Annotated in this window: 15 protein-coding genes and 1 pseudogene; 6 read left to right on the top strand and 10 right to left on the bottom strand. The window is 63.8% G+C overall.

The annotated features are described in order from the left end of the window. Positions 1-19 precede the first annotated feature (19 nt). Positions 20-1,072: an endonuclease/exonuclease/phosphatase family protein gene (locus tag CH276_RS21475; protein ID WP_176459392.1), complete on the top strand. Its 1,053-nt coding sequence runs from the start codon at positions 20-22 to the stop codon at positions 1,070-1,072. 7 nt (positions 1,073-1,079) lie between these two features. Next, on the top strand, positions 1,080-1,484 hold the full coding sequence (locus tag CH276_RS21470) for an ASCH domain-containing protein (protein ID WP_094629531.1): 405 nt from the start codon (positions 1,080-1,082) through the stop codon (positions 1,482-1,484). A 48-nt stretch (positions 1,485-1,532) separates the two neighbouring features. Here the strand turns inward: CH276_RS21470 and CH276_RS21465 are convergent, their stop codons facing one another. The 5 genes and pseudogenes from CH276_RS21465 to CH276_RS21445 form a co-directional block, all read right to left on the bottom strand. After that, positions 1,533-1,793 carry a WhiB family transcriptional regulator gene (locus CH276_RS21465; protein ID WP_094629686.1) on the bottom strand — a complete coding sequence of 87 codons (261 nt, stop codon included), beginning with the start codon at positions 1,791-1,793 and terminating at the stop codon, positions 1,533-1,535. A gap of 85 nt (positions 1,794-1,878) precedes the next feature. Further along, positions 1,879-2,019: pseudogene (eutB, locus tag CH276_RS21460) on the bottom strand (ethanolamine ammonia-lyase subunit EutB); the annotation flags it as partial. A gap of 67 nt (positions 2,020-2,086) precedes the next feature. After that, a complete protein-coding gene (locus tag CH276_RS21455) occupies positions 2,087-3,385 on the bottom strand; it encodes a D-amino acid dehydrogenase (RefSeq protein WP_094629530.1) in 1,299 nt (432 codons plus the stop codon). Next, positions 3,382-3,780, bottom strand: a complete 399-nt coding sequence (locus tag CH276_RS21450; RefSeq protein ID WP_032393997.1) for a RidA family protein — start codon at positions 3,778-3,780, stop codon at positions 3,382-3,384. The genes CH276_RS21455 and CH276_RS21450 overlap by 4 nt, the downstream gene beginning before the upstream one ends. Before the next feature lie 114 nt (positions 3,781-3,894). Then, positions 3,895-5,325, bottom strand: a complete 1,431-nt coding sequence (locus tag CH276_RS21445; protein WP_094629529.1) for a sodium:solute symporter family protein — start codon at positions 5,323-5,325, stop codon at positions 3,895-3,897. Positions 5,326-5,488: 163 nt separating this feature from the next. On the opposite strand from CH276_RS21445, the gene CH276_RS21440 reads away from it, so the two are divergent. Both CH276_RS21440 and CH276_RS21435 read left to right on the top strand, forming a co-directional pair. Continuing rightward, positions 5,489-6,640, top strand: coding sequence for a CdaR family transcriptional regulator (locus CH276_RS21440; protein ID WP_176459371.1), 1,152 nt, complete (start codon positions 5,489-5,491; stop codon positions 6,638-6,640). A 175-nt stretch (positions 6,641-6,815) separates the two neighbouring features. Then, complete coding sequence (locus tag CH276_RS21435) at positions 6,816-8,693, top strand: HNH endonuclease signature motif containing protein (RefSeq protein ID WP_094629685.1); 1,878 nt, start codon at positions 6,816-6,818, stop codon at positions 8,691-8,693. A gap of 83 nt (positions 8,694-8,776) precedes the next feature. On the opposite strand, the gene CH276_RS21430 is transcribed toward CH276_RS21435, so the two are convergent. The 3 genes from CH276_RS21430 to CH276_RS28555 all read right to left on the bottom strand — a co-directional run bounded on the left by CH276_RS21430 (position 8,777) and on the right by CH276_RS28555 (position 13,150). Then, the gene (locus CH276_RS21430; protein WP_176459370.1) at positions 8,777-10,909 is read right to left on the bottom strand and encodes a glycosyltransferase family 39 protein; all 2,133 of its coding nucleotides are present in this window, start codon (positions 10,907-10,909) and stop codon (positions 8,777-8,779) included. Positions 10,910-11,011: 102 nt separating this feature from the next. Continuing rightward, positions 11,012-11,689 carry a class F sortase gene (locus CH276_RS21425; protein ID WP_217901366.1) on the bottom strand — a complete coding sequence of 226 codons (678 nt, stop codon included), beginning with the start codon at positions 11,687-11,689 and terminating at the stop codon, positions 11,012-11,014. A gap of 3 nt (positions 11,690-11,692) precedes the next feature. Continuing rightward, a complete protein-coding gene (locus CH276_RS28555; RefSeq protein ID WP_254923998.1) occupies positions 11,693-13,150 on the bottom strand; it encodes an ice-binding family protein in 1,458 nt (485 codons plus the stop codon). Positions 13,151-13,541: 391 nt separating this feature from the next. Here CH276_RS28555 and CH276_RS21410 point away from each other — a divergent pair, with 391 nt between their 5' ends. Beyond that, positions 13,542-14,222: a TetR/AcrR family transcriptional regulator C-terminal domain-containing protein gene (locus tag CH276_RS21410; protein ID WP_094629527.1), complete on the top strand. Its 681-nt coding sequence runs from the start codon at positions 13,542-13,544 to the stop codon at positions 14,220-14,222. A 78-nt stretch (positions 14,223-14,300) separates the two neighbouring features. Here CH276_RS21410 and CH276_RS21405 read toward each other — a convergent pair whose 3' ends face one another. Then, on the bottom strand, positions 14,301-15,995 hold the full coding sequence (locus tag CH276_RS21405) for an MDR family MFS transporter (protein WP_032393994.1): 1,695 nt from the start codon (positions 15,993-15,995) through the stop codon (positions 14,301-14,303). A gap of 91 nt (positions 15,996-16,086) precedes the next feature. Continuing rightward, on the bottom strand, positions 16,087-17,367 hold the full coding sequence (locus tag CH276_RS21400) for an MFS transporter (protein WP_094629526.1): 1,281 nt from the start codon (positions 17,365-17,367) through the stop codon (positions 16,087-16,089). 44 nt (positions 17,368-17,411) lie between these two features. Between CH276_RS21400 and aroQ the strand changes: the two genes are divergently transcribed. Continuing rightward, the gene (gene aroQ, locus CH276_RS21395) at positions 17,412-17,891 is read left to right on the top strand and encodes a type II 3-dehydroquinate dehydratase (RefSeq protein ID WP_045199075.1); all 480 of its coding nucleotides are present in this window, start codon (positions 17,412-17,414) and stop codon (positions 17,889-17,891) included. Positions 17,892-17,923 lie beyond the last annotated feature (32 nt).

Raw genomic sequence — 17,923 nt, 5'->3', positions numbered from 1 at the left:
TACGGTGCGGAACGTGAAAATGTCGAGACTCGCGGCCGTCGCCGTTACCCTGACCTTCATGGCTGCCGGTTGCTCCTCTGCGGACACCGCCACCGACGAACCGTCGAGCATCCGGGTGGCGACGTTCAACGCCAGCCTCAATCGATCCGCAGCCGGGCAGCTGATGACCGACCTGCAGGGCGAGAACGCTCAGGCTCGCGCGGCAGCCGATGTGATCGCCGCGAAATCACCGGATGTGTTGCTGGTCAACGAGTTCGACTATTCGGGCGACGACGCAGTGGCCCTGTTCAACGACAACTATCTCGACGGGCAGTACCCGCACTCCTTCACCGCGCCCGTGAACACCGGCGTCGATTCGGGGCTCGACCTGGACCGGGATGGCGAACTCGGCGGACCGGGTGACGCCTGGGGGTTCGGTCAGTTCCCGGGCCAGTACGGGATGGTCGTGTACTCGAAATATCCGATCGCGACCGATTCGGTACGCACGTTCCAGAATTTCTTGTGGAAGGACATGCCGGATTCGCTGTTGCCGCGCGACTACTACGGCGACGTGTCCGACCGGCTTCGACTGTCCAGCAAATCGCACTGGGACGTGCCGATCGACGTGGACGGGAAGACGCTGCACGTGCTGGCGTCGCACCCCACTCCCCCGTCCTTCGACGGACCCGAGGACCGCAACGGCAAGCGCAACCACGACGAGATCAGGCTCAGTGCCGACTACATCTCGGGTGCGGACTACCTCTACGACGACAACGGTGTGCGCGGCGGGCTCGAGGACGGAGCGTCGTTCGTCATGCTGGGTGATCAGAACAGCGATCCGGTCGACGGTGATTCGGTTGCCGGTGCCATCGCGCAGGTTCTCGACCTTCCGCGGGTTCAGGATCCGGCACCCACGTCGGCCGACCATGGCACGGACACAGCAGATTTCGCCGATCCGACGCCGGGTGACCTGCGGGTGGACTACGTGTTGCCCTCGGACGACCTGACGGTCATCGATTCGCAGGTGTACTGGCCGAATCAGGCCGAGCATCCCTCGGACCATCGGCTGGTGTGGGCCGACCTCGAAATATGATGGGTGCGTGATCGATCTACCGATTGTCGAATTCGCCTATCCCGGCCCCCTGCGGGATGCCCTGGTCGCGGCCGTTCTCTCCGGCGAGAAGACCAGTACAGCAAGCCTGTTGGTGCAGTACGCCGACGAGGAGCTGCCGAGAGTCGGCGAACGCGGCGCGGTGGTGGATTCGGCCGGCGTCGTGGTCGGAGTCATCGAGACGACGCGCGTCGATATCGTTGCGCTGAGCGATGTTTCGCTGCAACACGCGCTCGACGAGGGCGAAGGATATATCGACGTCGCGCAGTGGCGAGCCGGGCACGAGAAGTTCTGGCAGTCGGCGGAGGTCCGCGAGGAACTGGGCGATCCACACTTCACCGTGAACGACGACACCCAGGTGGTACTGGAGCGGTTCGCACTCGTATCGGAATGAGGCCGGGTGGCGGCCTCGGGATCGAGGAACTGCTTCGTGCCTGCGGGTTCACGCCAGTGCGGAGCGCTCGGCAGGTGTCAGTCCGCCCCAGATGCCATGTGGCTCCTGCACGTCGATGGCGTATTGCCGACACTCGGTCAACGCGGGACACAGACCGCAGACGGCCTTGGCCGTCTGTTCGCTTAACCGCAGTGTCGGACCACGTAATCCTTCCGGAGGGAAGAAGACGGTGGATGGCATCGAGCGACACCGGGCAGCCAATTGCCACTCCCAATGACCGACATGCGGCGGAGGCAGATCAGGCGACATCACTCGACTGTCGCGGGACGCGAGGACGTCTCGCGCTCGATCGTGTAGTTCTCCGAACCAGCGAGTTCGCTGGTGAAATTGTTCGAGCAGCAGCACGTTCGGCATCCGAGTGAGCCGCGCATCCCGCCAGCTCGTCACCGGATCGCACAGGCGATGCCTTCGCCATGACTTCGACCAGCGAGGAGAACGTACAGCTCGTTCCGGATATCTGTCGGTGGTAGCGCATGAGCGGCTTTCCCTTTCCGACGACCACCGGTGGACGCTTGTCGAGCGCAACGTCCACCGGTCGCCGTTCACCTGGTTCGGACCGACCGAGTCGCCGACTTCCGAGTGCGGCGTGAGAACCTGTCGAACCGATACGGTGTGGCATCGATCTCGGCTGGACGTCGACCGAGCTCTGCCGTAAGCAGTGCGGCCGAACCACAGGCCATCGTCCAACCCACATGACCGTGTCCGGTGTTGACGAACAGGTTGTCGCGTGGCGTCGCTCCGATGATGGGAGGCCCGTCCGGAGTCATCGGGCGCAATCCCGAGCGATACTCGACCGAACTCCAGTCCAGTGCCCCGGGAAAGAGCTCGTCGCCGGCAGCGCGTATCTCGGCGAAATTCGAGGGCGCGTGGGTTTTGTCGTAACCGGCGAACTCGGCGACGGCCGACATCCGGAGCGTCGACCCGAACGGTGACCATGCAACCAGAGATCGTTCGTCGATACCGCCTGTGTGCGGCGCCCGCGACCGGTCTCGTATCGCTACCGAAAGGCTGTATCCCTTCGCCGGATATACCGGAACGCGCAACCCTGCGGTGCGAGCGAGGTCGCTCGACGCACTCCCGAGGGCCAACACGTAGCAGTCGGCATCGATATCGCTGCCCCGAGCGGTACGAGCCCTGACGATCGAGGTGCCGTCGGACTCGAGTGACTCGATTCTCGTGTTCAGCTCGAACCGGACACCGAGGCGTTCGGCTGCCGCCGCCAATCCCACGGTGAACAGCGCCGGGTCACCGGTGCCGTCGTCCTCGTCGTGAACAGCTCCAGCGAAGTCGACGGTGCTGTTGGCGAGAGCAGGGTCGACCTCGAACGCCTGCTCCCGGGTGAGCAGACGTTGCGATCTCCCCTGCCGGCGCATCAGCTCGGCTTTGCTGCTGGCCTCGTTGAGGGCGGCTGCGTCCCGGTAGAGGTACAGGATCCCTCCGTCGGTCCGGTGATACTCGAGCGACTCCTCCACCGTGAGCTTCTCGAGCAAGGTCTGACTGTAGGAGGCGAGCTCGTACTTGGCGAGGGTGTTCTTCAGGCTGCGTGCGGGCGTGCATTCCCGCACGAACGCCAGGCCCCAACGAATCAACGCTGGATCCAGGCGCGGCTTCACCCGAATGGAGGTTTGTCCTCCGACCAGCGATCGAAGCAACATTTTCGGTGCTTGCGGAGACGCCCACGCATACGAATGTCCGGGCGCTATCAACCCTGCCGTCGAGGCGGTGGTGTCGTCTGCGACGCGATCGCGCTCGTCGTAGACCACCACCTCGTGGCCATCGCGCGCCAGATAGAACGCGCTCGTGACACCGATGATGCCGCCACCGAGAATTGCGATTCTCATTCGGCACCCGCGCCGGAATGCACAGCCACGGCGGTGATCTCGACCAACAATCTCTCGTCGAGTAGGCCGGCGACGACCGTGGCCCTGGCCGGACGGTGCCGCCCGAACCGCTCGCGCCATACCCGGTTCATCTCGGCGGCGTACGCCGCCGACGTCAGGTAGACGGTCGTCGAGACGACGTGGTTCAGATCCGACCCGGCGGCGTGCAGTACTCGTTCGAGACGATCGATCGCGATCTCGGTCTGCTTCGCCGGATCACCCTCGCCCACGATCGAGCCGCCGTCGTCGAACGACACCTGACCCGAAACATGGATGTTTCGTCCATCTTGCACATACGCGGGGTAATTCGTGGTCTCGTCGGCGATGCCTGCGAGATTTGCGGATACGAGGGTCATGTCATTCCTCTTTCTTCAGAACTTCTTGGAAATAGAATCGCCACCCGAGAAAGCCGCACCAGGCAGTGACAGAAATTGCGACAATCGGCGCTCCGTAGAAAAGTATTTCCAACATCAGTGCGCTCCGGTGTTGTCGAGGATCGGTTCGTTCGAGGTTTGAGTTCGTCGTGGATACTTCTTGCTCGTCGCTACCGCCGCCACGGTGTAGGCAATCGAGTTCGCAGCGACCCCGGGGAGAAGACCGTCCAGACCGAACGGGCTCATCAGTACCCATTGCCACACGACCGTGACCGCAGCACCCGCAGAGATACCCCACAGCGCGGCCGGCGCGGAACGAACACCGAACAGCACTGCTCCGAACAGTGGCACGATCATCGTCGGTGCCCAGAGTGTGTAGCTGTAGAGCAGGGCGTCCACGATGGACGGAACGGTGAGCGCGAAGATGGTGGCACCGGCGCCGACGACCACGCTGAGGGTTCGTTCGATGTTCAGCCTCTTACGCTGCGAGGCCTCACGCTTGGCCAGTGGCCGGTAGAGGTCGTCGGTGAACACCACTGCGCTGGAGTTGATGTAGCTCGACGCCGTCGACATCACGACTGCGAGGAGCGCCGCAACCAACAAGCCGAGCAGGCCGATCGGCATCAGGTTCGTCACGACCGTCGGGAGTGCCGAATCCGGCTCGATGTCGGGGTAGAGGACGAATGCAACGGCTCCGATCGACGCCGAGATGAAGAAGAAGAAGAACGAGAAGATACCGGCCGTGACGAATCCCTTACGGGCGTGCGAGGAGTCGGGCGTCGAGAAGGTGCGTTGCGCATAGGGAGGAACCAACGTCTCACCGAGCAGCAGGGCCGCGAACAAACCGACGAACTTCATGACGCTGTAGTCACCCATCAGTGTCAGGTGATCGGATGGAAGGGCGTCGACGAGAGCCGAAGGCCCTCCCACTGCATGCAATCCGATGAGCAACGTCACGGGGATGAGGACGCCGAGGAACACGAACTGGAGAAGGTCGGTCTGAATGACGGCCCAGGCTCCGCCGAACGCGGAATAGAGGACGGTCACGCCCATACCCAGAACGATCGCCAGTGTCGGCGGCACATCGAGCGTTGCGTTGACAACGGTACCGATCGCCAATGCCTGTGCGCCCAGAATTCCGGTGCACAACACGATCGACAATCCACCCGTGATGACGCGTGCAGGCTTGCCGTAGTGCGAATGCATCACGTCACCGAGCGTGTGTGCACCCCGGTAGCGTTTGAGCTTGGGTGCGACGAAGAGTCCCACCAGTACGGTCTGTATTCCGAAGGCGCAGAAGGCGAACATGTAGACGTACCCGTCGCGCATCGTCGCCCCGGCGACACCCAACGATGCGCCGCCGCCGAGAAAGGCAGCAGCGAGGCTGCCGAAGAAGACCGGCCAGACAATACGATTGCCGGCAACCGCGAAATCATCGGCATTCGAGACCTTTTTCATGGTCTGCACACCGACCACGATCAGCACTAGGAAATACCCGGCTACCGCAATCCAATCCAATACTTGCATGACTTCTCCTCTGTCGGCGATGGAAAAATCGTATGACGGAGACCGCATTCGGGTCTTCATCAAAAAGCCCAGCATCAGCTCCCGTACGTCTATATTCTTGGGCAAGTTGCACACATGCCCCAGCTTCGGCGTCACGTCGAAGTCAATCGGACGGGAGTTCGTCGTGCTCAGTACCGAGCTGGCGCAGCAGATCGCAGTGGACATCACCGAGATCATCGGGCACAACGTGCTGATCACCGACGCCACCGGGATCGTCCTCGGCAGCGGCGAGCGGGGGCGCGTCGGCCAATTCCACGAGGCGTCGATCGTGGTCATAGAAACCAACAGCACACGCAGTCACTCGAGCGCCGACGTACGAAGCCTGCAGGGCAGCCTCCCCGGCACCACACTTCCGTTGACCCTCGATGGTCGAGTGGTCGGCACCGTAGGTCTGTCCGGAGCTCCCGAGCTGGTCGAGCAATTCGGGCAGATAGTCAAGCGTCAGACGGAAATCCTCATGAGCGAGGCCAGCCGTATCGGAACCAGGGTCTCCCGCCAGCGCGCCGTCGAAGACTTTCTGCGTGACGTCTTCGACTGGCACCGCAGTGACGTGTCCATGCAGAGTGTCGAGAATCGAGCTGCTGCACTGTCCTTCGACATCGGCATTCCGCGCCGTGTGTTTCTGGTCGAGACCGACAACACCTCACCGGCAACAGAGGTCGGCAAGCGCGCAGACGTCGACCCCACTACCGTTGTGCTGGAATGGATTCGACACACAGCCGAAACTCCGCAGGAAATTGCCGGCAGACTTTCCCGAAACATCGTCGCCGTGATGCCTCCGGTGGGAACCGACACCGACGACGGCCGTCGCTGGCAGACTCTCGTCGAGCGGGGCAAGGCCAACGCATGGTCGATTTCGGTCGGGGTGGGGCCGAGCGCGTCCGGCGTCGCTCGATTGAACGCGTCGGCCCAGGACGCACGTGACGCACTCGAGCTCGGGCGGCAGGTCTTTCCCGAACGACACATCCACGACATCGACCGGATGCGTCTGTTGCACGCCGTTCGGGCCGTTCCCGACAGCACCCGTCGCCGATTGGTCGACACGGTGCTGGGCGACATCGTTCACGCCCCGGACTGGGAAGTACTGAAGCGAACCCTGATGACGTGGGGCGAATGCGGATTCAACGCAAGCAAGACGGCGGAAAGACTTCACCTGCACCGAAACACTCTCACCTACCGGCTAGTCAAGATCGACAAGCTCACCGGATTCACGACCTTGCCCGGAAGCGATTCGGTGCTGCTCTACGTCGCCGCGCTGATGCACGACTCGCCCTGACTCTCCGAGCGCCGCACTTGGACGTGCAACATGTCGGTGGGTTGGTGTATGGGCACTCATACGTCGATTCCGTTTCGCTGCAACGATATTGGCGTTGACGGACGAGCCACGTTCCATTACAGTCGAACACACGTTCTACACTGTTTGAGAACACTTGCCGGGGGGCGATGACACAGTGACCACATCGACGCGCAGTCGGTTCGCGGCCTATCTCGGGCCGCAATCGAAGCCGTACATCGAGCCTGCTTCGTTGGCCGAGATTCGAGATGTCGCGATTCTGGAAAATCAGGCGTGCGCTCGCAAGGTCGCTCTGGCCGCAGCCATCTGGGACACATGCATTCATCAGAACGTCCTCGTCGGTGATGTCATTCAGGACGCGGGCAACTACGCGGCTTCCGAAATTGCGCACGTCCTGGGTTGCTCGAAGACCGTTGCGAACACATACGCCGAGGTCGGAATGGACCTTCGACTCCGGCTTCCCGCCGTCGCCGCAGCATTCGAGGCCGGCGAACTCGACCTACCCCGCGTCCGCGCGATATACCGCTGCACCCACAACCTGACTCAGGATGCGGCGACGGCCGTCCAAAGCGAGGTCCTGTACGCCGCCCGACGCCTGTCACCCGGTCCTCTGGCGACGGAAATCTGGTCGATCATGTTTCGAATCGCACCCGAACAGGCTGCCGCTCTACGCAAGGACTTGGAACGGCACACCAACGTCACATACACCGACAAAGATGTGCTGTCGACGCTGAAGGCCGACCTCACCGCGGCGGACGCCGCCGCGGCCTGGCAACTCATCAACGAGATGGCCGCTACCGTCTGCCGACGCGATCCGCGAAACAGAGGGCAGAAGCGCGCAGCCGCGTATGTTGCTCTGCTGCATCAGGAGTCGTCGATAGCATGCTTGTGCGAGCCCGACGAGGACAATCCGTGCACGGCCGACACCTCACGCCCGGATCGGCGTGCGCCGCTGACCGTGATCACGGTCGACCTCGCCACGCTCGCCGGTCTGCTGTCCAATCCAGCGCACCTGTCCGGGCACGGCACCATCGATGCCGAATACGCCCGAGAACTCGCCGACAACGCGCACTGGCAGATCCTCCTCACCGAGGCACGCAACCTCGCCGAGAAACTCGGCTACGGCGACGACCTGGAATCACTCATCGATCTCGAGACCGACACCGACACCGACACCGACACCGACACCGACACCGAGAATGACGCAGGTAAGGAAGACAAGGCTGTCGACAACAGGGTCGACAGCGGCAGCGGTGGGAAGAACCACTGCGGATCGGGAGGTGGCCGAAAGAAGCCCCGAGGATCGACGGCACGTAGGACAAAGAACAGCCGGTCCGAGGGCAGCAGGTCGCATGTGGTGTTCCATCCGCTGGGGCGCGGTCGTCGTCGGGTCGGCGGTTCTGTTCCTCGGCCCCCGCAAGCCCCGAAGTCCGCACAATCACCGCGAAACAGCTGTGTCGCAACCCCGTATCGCGGCACCTACACGTTCGTTGCCGAACTCGAAGCGGCAATCGCAGCAGAACCCACCCTCGGGGTCGCGCTGCACCCGGACGGGCACGGCGGCCTGGTGCTGCCACCACCCGGAGCGCTCGACTATCGGCCCACTATTGCACTCGCAGAACGTATTCGGTACCGCGACCGCACCTGTCGACACCCGGGCTGCGATGTCCCGGCCCAGCAATGCGAGATCGACCACGTCGTGCCGTATCTCCATCGCGACCCCTCGACGGGAGGATGGACCATCGATACCAACCTGCACTGCCTGTGCCGCTATCACCACAGCCTCAAGACAATGGGTGTGTGGACTCCCGTCATGCTCGCCGACGGTGTCGAGTTCTGGCTCTCGAACGCCGGCACCAACGCGATCACGGTTCCCGGCACGACACAACTGGCGGACTTCAGCCACCTACCGAAGATCCACTCGAAGCCGCGAGGGTCGGCACCTCAGCGCGATTCGTCGGCTCGGAGGCCGACGAATCCACAACCGACCCCGATGCCCGCCTCGGCACCCGACGACGAGCCACCGCCCTTCTGACCGGGCCCGGGAGTGCACACAGGTGGTCCGCCGCAGTCGAATATGTCTGCGGCGGAACAACTGTGCGTGGTCGTTCGTGGGTGTCAGCCTGCGTAGGTACTCAGGTCGTACACCGTCGCGCTGCCGACCGTGGTCGCCGTGAAGTTCGCCTCGACCCACTCCTGGATCTGTGAGGACGTACTCTCCGAGCCGCCGCCCATTCCTCCACGAGCCATACCGCCACCCATGCCTCCGGACACGTAGTACGTCACCTCGTGGTTGGAGACGTACTCGATGAACTCGTCGAGCGACGGCGCAGGATCACCGCTCCATCCGCCGATGGCCATGACGGCCGTATCGGACGACAACTCGTATCCGGCTGCGGACATCGAACCGTTCACCGCAGCGGACCACCTCGTGGTCGTGGATTCGAGCAGAGCCGTCAACTCCTCGTCGGTCTCACCGCCCATGCTGGGCATGCCGCCTGTGCCGCCGTCACCGGTGGCGAAGCCGGCCGGAAGATCGGCCGCATCGGCAGGCATGGCCGCATCACCGCCCAGCACAGCATCATTCGGCACAGCGTCATTGGGCACAGCGTCATTCGGAGCAGCATCACCCGGCATCGCTCCCGTCGGCATTCCACCACTCGGCATGGCACCGCCCGGAATCCCACCACCAGGCATACCGCCGCCCGGCATTCCACCCAGGCCTCCGTCGCTGACTGCACCGGTCGGACCTGCAGTGGGGATGGAACCACTGTGCGCGTTCGTCGTCGTAGCGATGGCATACGACGCGCCGCCGCCGAGACCGGCCACGGCTCCGATGATCAACGCAGCGGCGGTGAGCTTTCGGTACCGCCCAGCGAACAGAATCATCACAGCAGCGACGATTGTTCCCACCAACAGCATCCATTTCAGTGCCGGCAGCCAGTCCGCGTTGCTGTGCAACAACACCCAGCTCCAGGCGCCGGCCGCAACCATCATGGTGGCCATACCGGCTCTGCCCCACATCGATTCGCGTCGAAGCCACAGCGCGTAGCCGCCGGTTCCGATCATGCCCGCGAGTGCAGGGGCGAGCGCGACGGTGTAGTACGGGTGGATCGTTCCGGACATGAAGCTGAAGATCAGCGCTGTCACCAGGAACCAGCCGCCCCACAGAATCAGCGAGGCACGGAGAAGGTCGGTACGTTGCGCTCGGCCACGAGCGATCAACCCGAAGACCAGCGCCACCAGGGCCGCCGGGATGAGCCAGGAGATCTGGATTCCCATCTCGCTGCCGAACAGTCGGTCCAGACCGGTCGAGCCGCCGAAGCTGGACCCGGCTGCCCCGGCACTCATTCCGGCCGGAGCCTCCATCCCGCCACCGCCGGTGTTACCGAAGATTCGGCCAAGCCCGTTGTACCCGAGCACCAGATCCATCACGGTGTTGTCGGTGGATCCGCCGATGTACGGTCGGGCACTCTCCGGCCACAACTGAACCGTCAACACCCACCACCCCGCAGCGACGATCAGCGCTGCGAACGCGCCGACGAGATGCAGCAACCGGGCCCGCAACTGCGCCTGTCCCGCAACGAGATACGTGAACCCGAACGCGGGCAGCACCAACAATCCCTGCAACATCTTGGTGAGGAACGCGAACCCGAGCGCCACACCGGCCAACGCGAGCCACATCGCAGCCCGACGCCCGGCCGAAGTCTGCAGAGACCGCACGACGAAGTAGCCGCCGAGTGTCATGAGAAGGACGAGCAGCGCGTCGGGATTGTCGAAGTCGAACATCAACGCCGCCGCAGGAACAGACGCCAAGGCGAAGCCGGCGAGCAAACCAGCCGTGGGGTTCGCGACGCGTTTGACCGCGGCATACACCGTCGCCACCGAGGCAACACCCATCAGCGCCTGGGGAAGAAGCAGGCTGAAGCTCGAGAATCCGAAGACCCGAGCCGACAGTCCCATCACCCACAGTGCGGCCGGCGGCTTGTCCACGGTGATGAAGTTCTCGGAATCGAGCGATCCGAAGAACCACGCCGTCCAGTCCTTGGTTCCTGCCTGCACCGCAGCGGCGTAGAAGGTGTTCGCGTAGCCACTTGCCGTCAGGTTCCACAGGTACAGCGTTGCCGTGGCCGCGAGCAGAACCAGCAGCCCGAGCAGGTGCCGGCGGCGATACCACCACCTGTCCTGCCAGGACGGCTGGCGGGCGTGCGACGGAGGCATCGCGGCCGGTCGGTCGAGTTGGGCAGTCATCGCAGATCCTGTTCGTCGAAGTTGTCGACTACGAGAATGTGCGATGGACCGTCGGCCGGGCTGGGAGCAGCCTGCGAACTTGCTGTGAGCGAGAGAGCTCGCTCAGACGCGATCGGCGTACACGACGATGTTGTCGTCGTAACTGGAGATATCCGAGTCGAATTGGCCGCCACAGGTGATCAAGCGCAAGCCTGGGTGGTCGATGTCTCCGTAGACCTTGTCGGTGGGAAACGCATCCTTCGGATACTGCTCCACCGCGCTGACGACGAACCGGACCGTGCCGCCGTCCTGGCTGACAACGGTGACATCGTCGCCCAGTTCGAGATCGCGCAGCCGGTAGAAGACACCGGGGCTGCCGCCCCAATCCACATGCCCCGCAACGATCGACGGTCCCAGTTGCCCCGGAACCGGCGACCCGGTGTACCAACCGGCGGGGAAACCGCCCGCGGGTACCTCCATCGATCCGTCCGGACGCAGACCCAGACCCATCACATCGGAGTCGACGCCGATCGCACCGATCTCGAGGCGCGCAGGCGGGGACCCGGGCGCCGACGACGATCCGGCGCCGACCTCACCCGACGGCGTGACGACGGCGGGAGCAGAAGCCGAGGGCATCGACTCGTTCTGCGCGGGGCCGGCATCCGAGGGCGTTGCGCAGCCGGCAACCAGCGACAGCAGCACCAGGAACGCCGCTGCCACCGCCCGCACCACGACCCGATGACGGGTCGTGGTGCGGGCGGATTCGGCCGGAGGTACCGATACCTCGACGGTAGGTCTCACCGATCAGTTCCGACGACGAGTCAGAGCCAAGGCAGAGAAAGCACCGACCGCGAGTACCGCCAGCAATGTCCACATCGGAGCGAACGACGTTGCAGTCGAACGGTTCACGGTACTGCCGTCACCGGTGTCGACACCACCGTTCGGGATCTGTGTGATCTGCCCACCGGGGTTGTACGTGCCCGGCTGATCCGGGCCACCCGGTGTGATCGGCTGATCAGGCGTGTTGGGCTGATTCGGCACGTTCGGCTGATTCGGCACGTTGGGCTGATTCGGCACGTTCGGCTGATTCGGCACGTTCGGCTGATTCGGCACGTTCGGCTGATTCGGCACGTTCGGCTGATTCGGCACGTTCGGCTGGTTCGGCACGTTCGGGACACCCGGGATCGGCGGGATGGTGATCACCGGCGGCACACCCGGAATCGGGGGCACCTCGATGACGATCGGCGGCGTACCTCCACCGTCACCCGGCGTACCGCCACCATCACCCGGAGATGTCGTGGTCACGGGCGGCGTGGTGGTCACCGGAGATGTCGTGGTCACGGGCGGCGTGGTGGTCTCCGGAGATGTCGTGGTCACCGGAGGCGTCGTGGTCTCCGGAGATGTCGTGGTCACCGGAGGCGTCGTGGTCTCCGGAGATGTCGTGGTCACCGGAGGCGTGGTCGTTATCGGAGGTGTGGTGGTCACGGGCGGCTCGGTGGTTCCGCAACCCGGGTTGGTGATCGTGTTCGAGTCGAGGGTGACAGCTCCGTCCAGAGCCAGTAGCCGTCCCTGCACATCGGCATTCGTGGTCGCCGTGATCGACGCCCGTGCCATGATCGTGCCCACGAAATCGGTACCGGTGCCGAGTGTGGCCGAGCTTCCGACCTGCCAGAACACGTTGCACGGGTTGGCCCCGTTGATCAGCGAGACACTGCTGTCGGATGCCGTGATCAGCGTCGATGCCGCCTGGAAGATGAACACGGCGTTGGAGTTGCCCTGTGCGTCGAGTGTGAGGGTTCCGGTCAGGTCGAACGTGCCCGAACCGTACAACCCGGCCAACAATGTCTGTCCGCCGAGTTCGACTCCGGTCGAGGTTGCTCCCGGTCGACCGGCCGCGTCGTCGTATCCGGTACTCAGATCCGCTTTCGCCTGCGCTGCAACCGAATTGCGGTCGTCGATAACTCCACTGGTGAGCTCTCCCGGTGGGAATCCGGTGATGAACGGTTCGACACCGACGCCTGGGCTCACTCCGACGTTGCCGCCGATCCTCGACGGGCCGGTGTTCGTGATCTTGGAGCCGGCCAGAACGGCGTAACTCTCCGCGGTGCCGAGTTCGACGGTGGTGGGTTGAGCCTCGGCTGCGGGGACGTTGATCAGCATGAGTGCGCTGGTGGCCAAAGCGACCGAACCGGCAAGCGGAACGAGGGTTCTTCCCCTGCGCTTGATGGGGGTCGACGTGCACGTGTGCTGTGAAGCGGGCATGGATTGCATACCGTTCTGCTGGTTGGGCGAAGCGGACTTGTTGCCGGACTTCGTGAACCGCGCAATCGATCCCCCGACGAGTTCGATTGCGCAGCAATTGATGTCGCGACGCTCAACGGCCGCCCCGGACCGATCCGAGTGCGTGGAGGTATCGCGGTTCCGTATTCGATGACGTCACCGGCCGACGGTGTTCGGCAAGGTGGCACAACCGTGCGATCAGCGGAGGCTCGTGCCCACTCCGCAACTACGAGTTTCCCCGTATCTCTACGGTGTAGAGCTACAGCACACCATGTGTAGGATAATGAGTCAAGCGAAAAGTGTTGTCGAACAACAAGTTTGTTTGCCCCCCTACTTTCCGGTCGGTTCACTGCTTTCGAGAGGTTGCCTACCGATGTCCACGACGAACCGACCGGGCCCACACTCCAATATCAAGATCGACCGCGAGTACGTGGTATCCGCCGCCCTGAGCATCGTCGATCGAACCGGCCTCGACAGCCTGACGATCCGGAGCCTCGCGGCATCGATCGATCGCGATCCGATGACCGTCTACCGATACCTGCCCACCAAACAGGCGTTGCTCGACGCCATCGCAGATTCGGTACTGGGCACACTCGTCTGCGTCGACGGCGCAGACCCCGATTGGCAGCGTCAGCTCAGAATTTTTGCGCGGCACTACCGTGAGCTCGCCCTCCAACACCCGCACGCGGCGGTGCTGCTGACCACCTGCCCTCAGGCGACCCCACTGGGGTTGGGCACGCCCCGGTCACTGGCCTCACTCGAGAACATTCTGATTCTGCTGACCACCGCGGGATTCACGCTGCCCGAGGCCCTGACGAGCTATCGGCTGATGATCTCCTTCCTACGCGGCCATCTAGTGAGCGAGACCCAGGAAACGACCGCCAACCCGGACGAGACCGGCGACCGCCTCAGCCTCGCTCTGCGCCGACTGCCCATCGACACATTTCCCCTGCTGTCGACGCTGCCACCTCTGATCACCGAGTACGACGGTGCCCTCGAACTCGAGTTGGGTCTCGACGTGCTGTTCCGAGGCATCACCGCACCTTCGACCTGAGCGGATCGACGCTCCCGGGGTCCGCACCGGACCGAGCCGTACCTGGTCCCAGGATTCACGGCATCGGACTTCACGCCATCAGAGCAGTCCGGTGCCTGCCTCGTTCGCTCGTTCTTCGTCTCGTTCCTGCTGCGCAGCGGCCAGGCCGGACATCGTGCGCAGCGGAACCTCCTTGAGGAAGAGCACCAGTACGAATCCGAGGACCATCAGGATCGACACGGCCAGGAACACGTAATCCATGGCGTCGGAGAACCCGATGCGGAACGGCTCGGCCAGAGCCGGTTCGAGCTTCTGGATGAACGAGCTGTCCTGAAGTGCACTGCCTGCGACGGAGGCGTCACCCGAGGCGATGGCTCGAGCGAAACCCGATTCGAGCGGATCGGAACTCGTGGCGGCGCTCTGTACTGCCTGCTGGAATGCCGGGGTCGAACTGGCGGCGATCAACGCGTCTCCCGTCTTCGGGGTGAGCTGGGTGAACAGCATCGACAGGAAGACGGCAACGCCGACCGTCGCACCGATCTGCCGGAAGAACGTTGCGGCAGAGGTGGATACACCCATGTCCTTGGGCGGCATCGCATTCTGGATGGCCAGGGTCAGCGGCTGCATCATCGAACCGAGCCCGAGGCCGAACACGCCCATGACGACCATCGTCTGCCACAGCGGGGTATCGGCGTGCACGTAATGGAAGACGAACATCGCGAGCGCCATCAGTGCCGTACCGACGATCGGAAAGATCTTGTAGCGTCCCGTCTTCGAGATCATCCGACCCGAGACGATCGACGCGACCATCAGGGCACCGACGAGGGGCAGGGTCTGATAGCCGGCCAGCGTCGGCGACGATCCCTTGACCACCTGCAGATACTGAGGCAGCAGCGAGATGCCACCGAACATGGCCGCACCGGCGATGACACTGACGGCAATACACAACGAGAACAACGGATTTCGGAAGAATCGCATGGGAATGAGGGCGTCGTCGCCCATCTTGATCTCGGCGAGCACGAACGCGATGACGCCGACGATGCCGATTCCGAAACACAGCAGGGCCCGCGGCGAGCTCCATCCCCACACGCGACCCTGCTCGGCGATGATGAGCAGCGGGACCAGGCCGACGCTGAGAAGCACTGCGCCCCACCAGTCGACGCGCGCCTCGCGGCGGTACACCGGCAGATTGAGCACTCGCCACACCACCACGAGCGCGATGATGCCGAGGGGGACGTTGATGTAGAAAACCCAACGCCAGCCGGTGATTCCGAGAATCGACGACTGCCCGGCGAGCAGGCCACCGATGACCGGTCCGAGCACGCTGGACGTGCCGAACACGGCCAGGAAGTAGCCCTGGTACTTGGCGCGTTCGCGCGGAGGCACGATATCGCCGATGATCGCCAGCGCCATCGACATCAGACCGCCTGCACCGAGGCCCTGGATGGCGCGGAAGGCGGCGAGCTCGTACATCGACGTCGCGATGCCGCACAGCATCGATCCGACGACGAAGATCGAGATGGCCGTCATGAAGAACGGCTTGCGCCCGTAGAGGTCCGAGAGTTTGCCGTACAACGGGGTCGAGACCGTCGAGGTGATGAGGTAGGCCGTGGTGACCCAGGCCAGCACCGAGAACCCGTTGAGGTCGTCGGCGATGGTGCGGACGGACGTCGAGACGATGGTCTGATCGAGCGCCGCGAGGAACATACCCATCATCAGGCCCGACAGAATCGTCATGATCTCGCGATGCGAATACTCGCCGGACGCGGGGGTCACTTCAGGCTCGGTTACCATCTCTTTGACGCACCTTTACGTAGCATTTGCTTGTGTCCTACAACGATATTGGGACACCAGCATGCGCGCAGAATGCCGTCGGTGCAAAGAGTTATTTGCGCCGGATCCGATCGCGCACCTCACGCATCGTGTGCGGATGAATTCCCTCGGCCGCGAGAACTCGTCTGGTCTTGCGGCGCGTGAGCAGAACTCCGGTGATCGCGATGATCCACACCGGGAACTGCACGAGCAATGCGATCCGGAAGCTGTCGAACGTGTAGCCACCCATCGCGTCGAGAATCCATCCGATCCCCGCGATCACCAACAGTGACGCCAGGAAGCCGCCGATGTTCACCATCCCCTGAGCCGTCCCCAGGTTGGCGCTCGGATTGAACGTGCGGGCGAGGTCGAAACCGATCACCGAACCGGGACCACCCACGGAGATCACCACCACGAGCAGCACCAGCAACCACAGCGGCGCAGGCCCGGGAAGCGACAGCACGATGGCCCACATCGCGGCGTTGCTGATCATGATCGCCAGCACCAGCCACGACCGCCGCATCGGGTAACGCCCGGTGAGGAGCCCGACCACGATGCCCGACACCACCGCGGCCGCCACCGACACCGTCAGCAACGCTCCGGCCGTCGACGCCGACAGGCCCTGCGCCGACGTCAGATACGGCACACCCCACAGCAACGCGAAGACCGTGATCGAGAACTGGGTGCCCATGTGCGAGAAGAAGCCGAGCCGCGTGCCGGGCCGTCGCCACACCTCGGCGATGGAGGCGAGGGTCTGGCGCAACGTCGTCGGCTCGAACACGGGGGCAGCTCCGTCGTCGGGCCGATCTCGGACGAGCGCGAGAACCAGCACCAGGGCAAGCAGCCCGAGCGCCGCTGAGCTGCCGAACGCGAACGTCCAGCCGGGTCCGTTCAACAGAATCAGGAACGGGACCGCCGAGAGCACCTGGCCGAGCTGGCCCAGCAGACCCGTCAGCTGCGAGACGATCGGTACTCGCCGGGGCGTGAACCAGCGCGGCACCAATCGCAGCACCGAGATGAAGGTGAGCGCATCGCCCACGCCGACGAACGCTCGCGCGGCCACGGCGACGGGGAGCGATTCGGTGAGCGCCAGCGTGATCTGAGCCGTCGCCATGATCAGCGCGCCCGCGGCGATCATCTTCCGCGAACCGATGCGATCCAGCAGCACCCCGGCCGGGATCTGCATCCCCGCGTACACGACCACCTGCAACACCACGAACGACGACAGCAGAGACGGCGAGACCGAGAACCGATCGGCCGCACTCAGGCCCGCGACGCCGAAGGACGTCCGATGCAGCACCCCGACGATGTAGGCGAAGACACCGATGCCCCACACCACCCACACTGCCTTCACGCGGTCACTGCCTTCACCGGACGATTGTGTCAACCCGCTGTGAAATGATCGGACTCGGTAGTACCCGAAGCAGGAAAAGGAGTGACGTCGTGGCCAAGCAGGTGTTGGTGCTCAACGGTCCGAATCTGAACATGCTCGGAACCAGGCAGCCCGAGGTGTACGGCCACGCCACCCTCGCCGACGTCGTCACCCTGTGCGAGAAGACCGGTGCCGAGCACGGTCTCACCGTCCGGGCCGAGCAGTCCAACCACGAGGGTCAGATCATCGACTGGATCCACGAGGCCCGCGGGGTGGCGTCGGGCATCGTCATCAATCCGGGCGGGTTGACGCATACGTCCGTGGCGCTGCGCGACGCGCTCGTGATCCCGGAGGTGCCGATCATCGAGGTGCACATTTCCAACGTGCATGCCCGCGAGGAATTTCGGCATCACTCCTTCGTCTCCCCCATCGCCAGCGGCGTCATTGCCGGGCTCGGGATCGACGGATACCGGTTCGCCATCCAACGACTCGCATCCCTGGTCTGACGCATCTGGGCTGACGCCGGCTCTCATCCGGC

It is taken from the genome of Rhodococcus sp. 06-470-2 (genome assembly GCF_002258235.1).
In the GTDB taxonomy this organism is placed as follows: Bacteria; Actinomycetota; Actinomycetes; order Mycobacteriales; family Mycobacteriaceae; genus Rhodococcoides.
Note: the sequence above shows the minus strand (reverse complement) of the source record. Positions and strands in the feature narration are given on the sequence as shown.